Source organism: Georgenia sunbinii (assembly GCF_036421875.1).
GTDB lineage: Bacteria > Actinomycetota > Actinomycetes > Actinomycetales > Actinomycetaceae > Georgenia_B > Georgenia_B sunbinii.
In genome coordinates this window covers 689524-702230 of record NZ_JAZGOL010000002.1, presented here as the reverse complement: position 1 = coordinate 702230, position 12707 = coordinate 689524, and the positions used below count along the sequence as shown (strand labels likewise).

Here is a 12707-nt window from a genome sequence, read left to right as displayed (position 1 = left end):
CGTCGACTGGCGCCGATCACAAACGCCACGTCGATGGTGCGGTTCGACCGTCCCCGCCCGGTTCCTTCACCGATCGGGCGGGATCGGTCCGGTTCCGGATGGTGGTGCGGACCGCGGTGTCATCGGGGGGAACGACGCCGCGGTCCGCACCAGCTCGTGTCACGTCTGCCGGCGCCGCCGGACAGTCGTGAGTGCGAGGCCGGTGAGGGTGAGCACGAACGCTGCGGCGATCCATCCGCCCAGCTGCGCACCCGTCGTCGGCAGGTCCGGCTTCCCCGGCTCGGGTGGCGTGATGTGGGTCGTGGAACAGTCCCCCACGCAGGTCGGCGGGGTTGACCCACTGCCGGTGGCGACGTTGACCAGGGTGACGTCCCAGGCATCGTCGTCGACGATCACCGCGTAGGTGAGGGTCGCCGTCTCCGCCAACGTCCCGATGTCCCACACCAGCACGTCGCCGTCCCAGCTGGTCGTGCCCGTTGAGGCCACGATGTCGCCGTAGCCGGCTGCATGCTCCAGGACGTCCAAGAGGTTGTCGCGCACCTCCACGCCCACCGGCCCGTGCTCACCGGTCGGGGTCGCGGTCAGCGTGTAGGTGATGACGTCACCCGGGTCGACCGTCGATCCGGAGACCGGGTCGGACGTCTTCTCCAGCGTCCACGGTGCGGGGACGGGCTCGGCGCACGCGTCGTCGGTGCGCTCGATCCCGTCGGTGGTCAGCGTGACCGTGTTGAGGAAGCCGCCGGCGTGCGGCACCTCACCGGTGTAGCACTCGCCGGCCTCCGTCCCGATGACCCCCTCGCCGACCGCTGCGTCCACCGTGACGGTGTACACGTGGCTCACGCCGGCCGGCAGCAGGACCTCGCCGTCGGTCACCGCGATGTCCGGCACGATCCCGGTCCACGAGCCGAGCGGGTCGGGGGTGTCCGCGTTGCCGGCAGCGATGGCCGCGTCGAGGACCGTGATGCCTTCCCCGAAGTCGAGCTCGTCGGACAGGTCGTACGTCGCGACCAGGGTGTTCGCCTCCGGGGTGGTGACGAGGACGTCGTAGACGATCGTCCACGTGCCGTCGGCGTTAAGGACTGGTGAGCCGTCGGCGACGGTCTTGGTGACCGTCGGGACGACCGACTCGGTGATCGGCCCACAGTCGTCGTCCTCGATGGAGTCCGGCCCGGTGGTCAGCGTCGCGGAGTTGAAGAACCCACGCCCACCCTGTCCGGGCTCGCACTCGAGGTCATCGGCCGGGATACCGGCCGACACCTGCACGTTGAAGGTCACCTGGTAGGTGTGGACGTCACCGGCGGCGACCTCCACATCCTCGACGATCGCCGAGGTGCCGTCCCATGCGATCTCCACCGGGGTCCCCCCGTCCGTGACGTCCAGGACCGACTGGTCGAGGATCGTCACGCCGTCGGCGAAGTGAGGCGCGTCGGCCAGGTCGTAGAAGGCGCGGGAGTCATTGCCCGAGTTGTCCACGACCAGGGTGTACGTCACGCCCCAGGTGCCGTCCGGCAGCTGGACGGCCGAGCCGAACAGCTTCTCGAGATCCGGCAGCTCCGGCTCGAGGCAGTCCTCGTCGGTGACCTCCTGGCCGTGGGCGGTGAGGATGACGCTGTTGAGGAAGCCGCCGTCCTCACCGAGGTAGTTCTCGCACTGTCCGGGGTCGGAGCCGATGACTCCGGCCCCGACCGTCGCGTCGACGACGACCGTGTAGGTGTGGGTCTCCCCACCGGCCAGCGGCCGGTCGGTGGCCAGCACGGCCGTCGGGTCGGTGGCCGGGTCGGCCCACTCCCCCGCGTTGGCCGGGTCGGCCAGCGTCCAGGTGGCCTCGGTCGGCGTGATGCCGTCGCCGAACTCGATGGTGTCGGTGAGGTCGTAGAGCGCACCGACGCTGGACACGTTGGCGGCGACGACCACGTAGGTCACCGTCCACGAACCGTCCGCGTTCTGGATCGCCGAGACCGCCGTCTTCTCGACGTCGAGCTCAGGGCCCGGGACCGGCACGCAGGCTTCGTCGGCGTAGTCGTCGTTGCCCGAGGTGATGGTGGCCTCGTTGAACAGCCCGCGGCCCCCGTTGGACCCGTTGACGCCACACTCGCGGCTCCCCGGCTCCTCGACCAAAGTGAGGTCCGAAAGATCGACCGTCACCGTCACCGTGTAGACATCGGTGGTCTCGGGCGCCAGCGTCTGTCCGGACACGATGTCGACGTTGGCGATCGCGTCGAAGTCCGGGCTGGTGACGATGTCACCGGGCGCGGTGTTCACCACCGACGCCCCCTCGATCACCGCACCGGACACGAACGCCGGCTCGTCGACCAGGTCGTAGGCGACCGACGCCGTCTCGTCGAGGTTCGCCACCGCGAGCGTGTAGACCACGTCCCACGTCCCGTCGTCGTTCTCCGTCAGCGTCTCGAAGGTCTTGAGGATCGACGGAGCGGCCGGCTCGACGCAGTCGCGAGCCGTCTCCTCCAGGTCACCGGACGTGAGGGTGGCGGCGTTGAGGAACCCGCCACCATCCGTGCCATCGTCGCCCGAGCACTGCGCGGGCACGGTGCCGGTGACGCCCTCGGCGACATCGGCGGTGACCAGCACGACGTAGGTGTGGGTGGTACCGGCAGCGATCGTGGCGTCTGTCGCAAGCACCGTGGTGGTCTCGTCCGGCAGCCCGGACCAGGCCCCGCCGGTGGCAGTGCCCTGGAGGAGCCAGATCGCGGACTCAGGGGTGATGCCCTCGCCGAACTCCAAGGTGTCGGAGAGGCTGTAGACCGCGTCGAACAGGGCGTCGTTGACGACGTCGATCTCGTAGCGCACCTGCCACGTGCCGTCAGGCAGCTGGTCAGCAGACACCGCTGTCTTGTCGTGCGTCAGCGGCGAGTCCACGCACAGCTCCACGGTGGTGGAGTCGTTATCGCCGGGTCCGGACTCGAGCTCGAGCCAGGCGGTGTTGGTGAACTCCAGGCACTGACCACCGACGCCCTGGTGCACGACGTCGTAGCTGAACTGGTGGCTCGACTCGTCGGACCAGGTGGCCGCGCCCAGGAGCACCGGGTTGGCCGGGTCGGTCTTGTCGTCCCACACCTCGATGGTCTCGTCGGTGACCACATCGGCAACAAACTCGACCGGGACCGTGTCACTGGCTCCATCGACGTCACCGTCAGCGTTCGTCCAGGTCACGGTGGCGGTGTTGCTGCCCGTGTAATCCGGCTCCTCGTCGAAGGTGCAGGAGTACGTGAGCTCCTCGGTTGCCCCAGGGGCCACGGTGAGGTCGGTGCCACCGTCGACGGTGCAGGTCGCCCCGACGTCGGTGACGTCGGCGACGTCCACCGTGATGCTGCCGGAGTCGTACTCGTTGGGGTTCTGGACCGTGATGGTGCCGGTCATCTCCCAGCCGGAGTCGGTGAACCCTTCGGCGACCGCGTCCACCGTGTAGGTGAAGGTGGCCTGGCCGTTCTCGTCCACCTCGATGTCGGTGTCGTCGACCGACTTGTCGATGTCCCACTCGTAGAGGCGGTCGTAGGTGGCGTCGGCGGACTTCGTCACCACCAGCGGTGCTTCGACGCAGACCTCGACGGTCTGCTCGGCGGTCGGATCATCACCCTGGACCTCGAGCCAGGCGGTGTTGGTGAAGTCGACACACTCCCCGGGGACACCCACGTGGGTGAGCGAGTAGGTGAACTCGACCGGCGTGCCGGCCGCGTTCCACGTCGCCTGACCGAGGGGCACCGGGTTGGCCGGGTCGGTCTGGTCGTCGACGACGTCGACCGTCAGGTCCGTCTCGCCATCCAGGTCGAAGGTGACGTCGGCGGCGCCGCTGAACGTCTCGCCACCGGCGACGACGGTCGCGGTGTTCACGCCCTCGTAGTCCGGCTCGCCGGTGAAGGTGCAGGAGTAGTCGAACACCTTGCTGGCGCCGGCCGCGATCTCCACGTCCACGCCGTCGGCGACGGTGCAGACCGCGCCGCCGCCCACGTCCACGGCGTCGGTCACGGTGACCGTCGCGGACTCGAAGGTGTTCGGGTTGGTCACGCTGATCTCGCCGTCGAGCGACCAGCCGGAGTCGGTCGACCCGTTCGGCACCGCGCTGACGGTGTACTCGAACTCCGCCTCGCCGGTCTCCTCGTCGACCGTCACCGTGGTGGCGTCGACCTCCTTGGTGATGTCCCACAGGTAGGTCCGGTCGAACGACGCCTCGGCGGTCTTGGTCACCTCCAGCGGTGCGGTGAGGCAGGCGGTGACGACCTCGGTCGCCTCCTGCTGCGTCTGCGCGATCCAGGCCGTGTTGGTGAAGTCGACGCACTCGCCCGGGGTCCCGGGCAGCTCGAGGGAGTAGGTGAAGACGGTCGGAGTGCCGGTCTCGTTCCAGGTCGCAGGACCGAGGTTGACCGGGTTGGCCGGGTCGGTCTTGTCGTCGACGACGTCGATCACGTTGTTGACCGGGTTCACCGACCACGCGTCCGCGGCGACGTCCCCGGTGCCGGTCGCCGAGCTGGTCGGCGTCGGTACGGAGTCCGCCCAGGTGGCGGTCGCGGTGTTGGTGCCTGCGTAGGCGGGCTGCGCGGTGAAGGTGCACAGGTAGTCGAGCGTGACCGACGCGCCCGCGCCGACCAGCACGTCGGTGCCGTCGGTGACGGCACACGTCGCGCCGCCGCCGACGTCGACCGCGTCGGTGATGTCCGCGGTGATGTCGAGCCACTCGTTCGGGTTGGTCACCGTGATCTCACCAGACATCGCCCAGGCGCTGTCGGTCCAGCCGTTCGGCGGCAGCACCGGGGTGGCGGTCACCGTGTAGTCGAAGGTGGCGATCCCGGTGGCCGGGTCGCCGTCGACGACCGTCTCGTCGGCGACCTTGTCGATGGTCCACAGGTAGGTGCGGTCGAAGGAGTGGACGACGTTCTTCTCGACGTCCAGGTCGAGCCCGGCGCAGACCGTGACGATCTCGGTGCTCGAGTCGTCGACGGCGAGGATCCCGATGTCACCGACGGCCGCGATGGCGGGGCCGACGGCGTTGACGATGGTGGCGGTGTTCGGGTAGTCCACGCACTGGCCCGGGACGCCGGGCCAGTCGAGCTCGTAGGTGAAGACGGCCGGGCCGTCCTCGGCCAGCACGATGTTGCCCACCTGCGTGCCGTCGTCGTAGTCGGCGAGGTCGATCTCGGAGTCGGTGACGACGACGGCGCCGTCGGTCACGCTCGGTGCCGTGGTGGCGAAGTCGAACGGCTCGGAGGTGGTCGCCTCGCCGCTGGTCCCGAGATACGCCGCGGCGTCCCAGGTGGCGGTGGCGGTGTTCGTGCCGACCGTCGTTGCCGTGGCGCCGGTAAGGGTGCAGGAGTACGCCACCTCGAAGGTGGCGCCAGGAGCGATCTCGAGGTCGGTCCCGCCGGTCACCGTGCAGGTGGATCCGGGCAGGTCGGCGAGCGTGTCGATGACGTCGACACCGGTGAAGGTGACGTCGTCGTTCGGGTTGGTCACCGAGATGACGCCGGTGACCTCGAACCCGGAGTCGACCGGCGCGCTCGGGGTGACGCTGACGTCGTAGGTGAAGGTGGCGTCGTCACCGGCAGGTACCTCGATCCGATCCACCTGGGCCAGCTTCTCGATCTCCCAGTCGTAGTCCCGGTCGAAGCTCGGCAGGGCGGTCTTCGTCACGGTGAGGTCGTCGTAGTCCGGCGGCACCTCGGCGTTGCGGACGGTACAGCTGATGATGTCCGCCGCAGGGACGTCGACGGTGAAGCCGAGCGCGCCTACGTTGGTCACCGGCACAGCGGTGCCGGCGCCGGTGTCAACGCAGACCGCGTTCTGACCGTCGACCTGAGCGAGCTCGTACCCCTCTTGCGGCGTCTCGGTGATGGTCACCGGACGGGTGAAGTCGTCGGGGTAGGAGACCTCGAAGTTGACCGCGCTCGTCGCGTCGGTCGTGGCAGAGGCGGGCGTCACGCCCGCCGTGGCGGTGGTGAAGTTCCAGCCCGCGCCGCCGTCGACCACGTCACCGTCGGGCTCCTGGACCTCCTTGACCACGGTCAGCGTGCCGGCACAGTTCGCGGTGGCGATCTCCTCGAGCGTCTCGGCGAGCTCGTCGAAGGCGGTCACGAAGTAGTCGGTGCCCTCGACCGGGCCGGAGACCAACGGGATGCGGATGTCGGCGCCAGGAAGGGTTGCCGCCGGACCGATGCCGACGAGCACGACCTGCGCGCCGGTCGCCTTGACGGCGTTGGCCGACAGGATCGCCTCGTTGACCTCGCGGATGTTCGTCGTGCTGCCGGTGCCGAAGGCGTTCCGGTGGAAGGTGGGGGCGCCATCGGTGAGGAACAGGACGACGTCGTACTCGTCAGCGGACTCTGCGACCTGGTGGAAGCCGCGGTCCCAGTTCGTGCCGCCGTCGTTGTTGTCCGGGGTCGCGGTGAAGCCGTTGATGCGGGCGGTGAGCGCGGAGGCACCGCTCGCGGTGGCGACGGTGGTCAGCGGCATGCCGCCGTTGCTCGAGCCGTTGGCCGGGGCGTTGGTAGCGAAGGTGTGCAACGCGATCTGCGACGGTGTGCCGGTCAGCGCATCGACGAAGCCCGTCGCAGCGTCCTTGTACTGGGCCAGCAGGTCATTGCTGTCCGTCACGGAGTTCGAGAGGTCGACGACCATCGCCATGTCCAGGCCACACTGCGGCGGCGCTGTCGGGTTGGGCCGCACGCTCGCCCACACCGGGTCCGGCGCGGTGCCCGGGATCTGCTGGGGCAGGAACTGGGTGCGCTCTGCTGCGCTGTCATTGCTGTTGACGCCGAGGCGGGTGGAGAAGCGGTAGTTGGTACCCTCCGCCCATTCGGTCGGGATGATCCAGCCGGCCGGGGCATCCGTCTGCACCGCGTAGAAGTAGTTCGTCCCGGACTCCAGGTCGAGGAAGACGCCACACGCGCCGGTCGCGTCGGTGGTACAGCTCTCGCCGGTGGTCGTGCCGCCGGTGAGGTTGTTCGGGTTGTCGGTCTGGAAGAACTCGAAGGTAGCGCCCTCGAGGGGGGTCACCGTCGTGCTCGTCGGGCCGGTACCGGTCCGGTCACCACCTGTGCGGATGATGAGCTTCGCCTCGTCCTCGCCCGGGGGGCCCTCTGGCACGAAGAACGGGGTCACGTCGGACGCCTGCGGCGCCACATCCGCGCCGTCGTCGTCGGCGATGGGTACGTCGTCGGCGGTGGCGCTCGGTGCGTCGTCTACGACGCTGGCCGGCGGCGCGACCTCCCCCTCGGGCGCTGCAGCGTCGTCCGGTGCCGCAGCCTCCTCGTCCGGTGCTGCGACATCAGCAGTGTCGTCGCCCACGACCTCACTGTCCGGCGCTGCGTCGTCAGCCTCGATGGCCTCCCGCAGCAGCGCCTCCACCTCGGAATCGTTCGGCGTCGGTGGATCGGAGCTCGGCGACGCGATCGACGAGCTGCCTCCCATCACGAGGGTCAGGCTCACCAGTCCGGTGAACAGTGCGCGGGAACCACGGCGCAGGCGAGTGGGACGGCGGGTCGGACGGGCAGCATGTCGCACGGCAGGACTCCTCGGTGATCGGCGAGAACATCACCTCACCACCGGGACCACCACCCATCGGAGGAAATGTCGGGTGATTAGCAGATGATCCGCACACTGCTCGAGGGTGAGCAACCAGGGCAGCAGGAACCGAGTCCGACGACCACCTGCGCCTACAGATCCGCCGGGTCGGGGCCGCTGAGCAGTGACAGCTCTCGCGCCCGGTGCAGCGCCTCGGCCCTCGAGCTGACGCCGAGCTTACGGTAGATGCGGCGCACGTGAGTCTTGACGGTCGACTCGGCAATGAACAGCCGCCGGCCGATGTGGGCGAGCGGCGCCCCGGCGGCAAGCTCGCGCAGCACCCGGAGCTCGGCGACGCTCAGCTCGTCCACTCGCAACGGTGCAGGGAAGATGCCCGGCCGGTCCGCGAGCGCCGGGCTGGCCAGGAAGTCGCGCGCGTAGGAGTCGGCGGCGGCGATCTCTAGCAGGTCGCCGCGTGGCACGGTGAGGAACGGCAGCAGCACACCGCTGTCGGCCGCGATCGCCACCGCGCTGCCGAGGATGTCGGCGGCCGCTCCGTGCCGGCCCAGCCGCAGCAGTGTGCACGCCCGCAGGAGCAGGAGCTCGAGACCGGCACGGGGACGGGGGCCGGCGTAGTCGAGCGCGTCCGCCGTCATGCGTAGTACCTGACGGTGGGCGCCGATGTAGAAGGCGTGCCGGGCGCGCACCGACCGCATCACCGGCCCGTCATCCGTGGCGTCTCGCAGCACCGTCGTTGCGCGGTCGAGCTTCCCCTCGACGAGCGCCAGCTCGGCGTGGATCGCGGTCGCCGTCGAGACGACCAACGGGCGGTCGGTACCGAAGGAGTGCATGTCGGGCCGGCGCAGGCGCGCCGCCGCCCGGGCGAGGTCGCCGCGGAAGAGGTCGGTCTGAGCGCGGGCCAGCCGGGTCAGCTCGACGAGCGGAGTGAGCCCGTGGTCGACAACCTCGTCGTGCAGCGGCAGCTCGCCGGAGTCGATCAGCCGCAGCGAGGCAATGACCCGCCGGGCCATCGGCCCGGCCACCGTCTCGAAGGCCGACGACTCGCCGGAGAGGGTCAGCGCCCGCGCCAGCCAGGCCTCTGCGTCGCGGAGGTGCCCGAGCAGCGCCATCGCCAGCCCCGCTCCGATCGCTGCCTCGCGCGCCGCGACGCCGTCCCCCACGTCGGCCGCCAGCCGGCCGGCAAGCGCGAACCCGTAGGCCGCGCCGACCCCGTTGTTGTCGTAGAGCATCGACAACCCCCACTGCGTCAGCAGCTCGGGGATCGCGCGTGCGACGTGCGGCGGGAGTCCGTCACCGTGATCACGCTGGTCGCTGTCCAGCCGACCGAGCAGGATCTCGGCCGCCCCCGGGGTGGGCCGTCCGTCGAAGCGCAGGACGAGGCGCTGGGTGGTGGTCAGCGGGCGCACCCGCAGGTCCGCGTCGGGGACGAGCAGGCCGCTGCGCACAGTGTCCGCAGCGTTGACCACCATCGTGTTGTCGAGCATGTAGTCCCGGGCGACGATGAGTCGTGCGCTGGACTGGACGATCTCCCGGGGGAGGGCGTCCACCGCCGCCCTCAGCTCAGCGCGGTGGGAGCCGTACAGCTCTGCCCAGTTGTCCTCGAGCAGGCTGAGGACCAGCGGCCACGCCTCGGCATCGACGGCGTGGCCAAGCGCCGCTCCGGGACGGTACTCGTCGCGCCGGCGCCGTGCCATGACCTCGTTGAGGCGGCGGAACCGCTCGGGATCCTCCGCTCTCAGCACGGTGCGCAGCACCGACCGCAGCATCGGTGCGACGCAGCTGCCGTTCTCACCGTGATGAACGACGAACGGTGAGTCCATCAGCTCCGCTGCCATGACCCGGTCCTCGCCGAGCTCCACCAGGGCGTCCAGGTCCCCTGGGGACAGTGTCTCCGGCACCGCGAGCGCGGCCATCACCCGGTGCCAGTCGTCGCTGCCCGGGTCCCGGATGGCGAGCGTGGCGAACCGGGTCACCGCTCCCATGTCGACGTCCAGCCGGCCGTGGGCGTCACGCTCGGAGTCGAGCAGCACTCCGCGCACGGGGGCCGGCCACCCCGCGAAGCGCTCCGTCAGCCGCTGCGCTTCGGCCCCCGTGATCTCGCGGCCGAGCTCGCGCGCGAGTGACCGTACCTGGCCGGCGTCCAGCGCCAGCTCCCGCTCGGTGAGGACGATGGTGTCCACCATCAGCGGACCGAAGTCGACGATCGGGCGACGACGACGCGTCATCACCACCAGGTGCAGCATGTCGGACGCCTGAACGAGCTCGACCAGAGCGGTATCGACCTCGGCGTCGTCGACCGCGTCGAGACTGTCGATGACCAGCACGAGCCGCTCATCGAGCTGCGCCAGGGCGTCCTCGACGTCCGGCAGCCCGGGATCCGGCCTCAGGGCCGTGAGTCCGGCAAGCGCGAGCGTGTCGTGCACCGCGCGCCACAGGACGCCGGCCGTCGTGCTGTCACCGGTCGACACCCAGGCGACGGCACGGTCCTGGAACTCACGGCGGCGCAGCCAGTACGCGGCCGTGGTGGTCTTGCCGAACCCTCGCAGTGCGCGCAGCACCGTCAGCGGCGGCAGCTTCGCCGCCAGCTCCGCAACCGCCGCCGACGGTACGAAGCTGGTGGGCACCCGTGGTAACCGTCGGTGCTGGCCGCTCACCTGCCCTCCCGCGCGATCGAGTCCGCCAACCGCAGCGCCTCCTCCCGGCTCGCGGCACCGAGCTTGCGGTACACGCTGCGCACGTGCGTCTTCGCGGTGTTGACCGACACCCCGAGGGCGGCGGCAACGCCCGCCGGCCCCGCGTTCTGCCGCAACGCCGCGATGACCTCGACCTCACGGGGGCTGAGCCGGTCCGTCGTCGGTGCCGGTGCCGCCGAGCTCACCGTACGGACGCCCGCGGACCGGTGCCCGAGCTGAGCATGACCTGCCGGTCCGGTGCGACCGTTGGTACCGACCTCGAACGTCGTGGCGATCCCGTCCGGCGCCGTCGACCCCGTGCCGCTCCAGGCCCGCGGCTGGGCACGCAGCGCGAGAATCTCCGGATCTCCCGCCGCGAGGTCGTTGAACACCTCTTCGGGCATGAGGAAGAAGCCTCGACGTTGCCCGGTAGCCCGGGACAGCTGCACCGCCTGGGTGAACTGCCGCCGGGCGGCGGTCAGCTGGCCCTGCCCGTGCAGCGCCGCGGCGATCGTCGTGTCGCAGCAGAGCTGGGCGCGCACCGTCAGGCGCGGGTCCCGCAGGCTCTGCTCGGCGATCACCACCGCCTCCGCCAGCCGTCGTTGTGCCAGGTAGAGCTGTGCCCGGGTGGGCTGCGAGACGTGCGACGGCGCGAGCCGGTCGAGCACCTGCTCCGCAACACCGGTCTGCCCCGCGAGCAGGAGCAGCTCAACGAGGGTGGTACCCAGGGTGGCCTCGGTGATGCCGCCCGGTTCCAGGTGACGCATCGCGGCCCGGAGCTGGCCCACCGCCCGGTCACGGTCCGCCGCCGAGGGGCTCGCCGTCGTGCCCAGCGCACGGGCATAGATCGCCAGCGCCCAGATCTCGTCGCGCCGGCGGGGCTCAACGATCCGCCGGGTGGCCTCGTCCACCGTTGCCGACATGCCGTCGGCGGCCGCGAGCGCCACCGCGATCCGACAGCCGATGGCGACGATCTCGCCCACCCCGCTCGTCGGCATGTCGCCGTGCACTACCGATGCCAGGTCTGGGTCTTCCGCCAGCTCCAGCGCCCGGTCGACCTCACCGACGATCGCGTAGACCGTCAGCAGACCGGCGCTGCCCATGAGCCACGCATCGGAATCTCCGGTCGACAGGCCCAGCGTGCGCAGCCGCTCGAAGGCATAGCCGGCGCCGTCGTTCTCGCCCGCGAACACCGCCGCGGAGCCGGTCTGGAACAGCACCATCGCGGTATCGGCCACGGTGTCGGTATCGCCCCGGAACCGCCCGGCCTCCTCCAGGAACAGCGGGGCTGCGGGCGACCACGCGTTGTCCCGTTCACCCGCCAACGGCATCGAGGGCAGCACCCGGGTCATCACCCCCAGCCGGGGGTCGTTGGCGAGCAGGTCCGGCGGGAACCGGCGGGCGAGCACGATCAGCTCACCGCGGTGCTGCACCGACAGCGCGGCCCATTCCTCCCCCAGCACCCGGAGCGCGGTCTCCCACTCCTCGGCGTGGACGGCGTGGTGGAACACCTCGAACGGCCCATCCTCGCGGGCCGCCACCACCATGAGCGCGCGGTGGACCTCGAGCACGATCTCCGGCCGGTGCTCCGCGATGGTGCGGACGATGGACTCGCGGATCGCCGGTGGGTAGGTGTACCGCAGCCCCGCCACCGTGTGCCGCTCCTGCAGCATGCCGCCGACGAGCAGGTTGCGCAGGTCGCGGATCGCGCGCCCCCCGGGCACGATCGCGCTCGCGCCCGCTGCCGAGAACTCCTCGGGGACCGCGGTCCGGACGAGGAACTCCCGCAGGTCGTCGGAGCGGATGTCACGCAGCAGGGTGTCCACGAAGCCGTCGACCAGCGTGCTGTCCACCCGCGCGTTGCTCTCGCTGACAGCGGCGGCGTCGAGGCAGGACCGGATGGCGGCGGGCCAGCCACCGACCTCCATGACGAGGTCGCCGGCCTCGTCCTCGCTGATGGTGATGCCGCGGGCGGCCGCCAGCTCGAGCACCGCGCGCGAGTCGAGGGCGAGGTCTGCGGGCCGGACGACCGTCACGTCCACCGACAGCGCGCCGGCGGTCTCCAGCGACCGCAGCGCCCGGGTGCCCACGATGAGCTCGATCGTGTCGTTGTCGCGGATGATGTCGAGCAGGTCGTCGTCGATGGCCAGCGTGCCATCGAGGTGGCCGGCCTCGTGGAAGTTGTCGATGACGATCCGCAGCGGCTCGCTGTTGCCGGTCAGCCACGCGATGACATCCTCACGCGTACGCTCGGCCGCCGTCCGCTCGTCGCCGTTGCTAGCGGCCGCCAGCGCGTCGCCCAGCCGCCGCCAGAAACCGGCAACCAGCCTGGCGCTCTCGTCGAGCGCGCAGTAGACGGTGGCGACGTCGTCGTCGCGCAGCGTCAGCCACCGAGCGATGGAGGTGGTCTTGCCGAACCCCCGAGGGGCACGCAGGATCGTCAGTGCGGTGCGACGGTCCAGCGCTGCGAGGACGCGCTCGTGCACGGCCGCTCCGCGGCTC

3 protein-coding genes are annotated in these 12707 nt (G+C 70.5%); all 3 read right to left on the bottom strand.

Annotated elements, in window-relative coordinates; all coding sequences use genetic code 11:
* Nucleotides 1-159: 159 nt before the first annotated feature.
* Entirely contained in the window at nucleotides 160-7437 is a 7278-nt protein-coding gene (locus V2J52_RS07610; RefSeq protein ID WP_331227063.1) for a DUF7927 domain-containing protein, read from the bottom strand.
* Nucleotides 7438-7664: 227 nt separating this feature from the next.
* Nucleotides 7665-10157, bottom strand: coding sequence for a helix-turn-helix transcriptional regulator (locus V2J52_RS07605; protein WP_331227062.1), 2493 nt, complete (start codon nucleotides 10155-10157; stop codon nucleotides 7665-7667).
* Between the two features lie 26 nt (nucleotides 10158-10183).
* On the bottom strand, nucleotides 10184-12691 hold the full coding sequence (locus V2J52_RS07600) for a helix-turn-helix transcriptional regulator (protein ID WP_331227061.1): 2508 nt from the start codon (nucleotides 12689-12691) through the stop codon (nucleotides 10184-10186).
* Nucleotides 12692-12707: the final 16 nt, after the last annotated feature.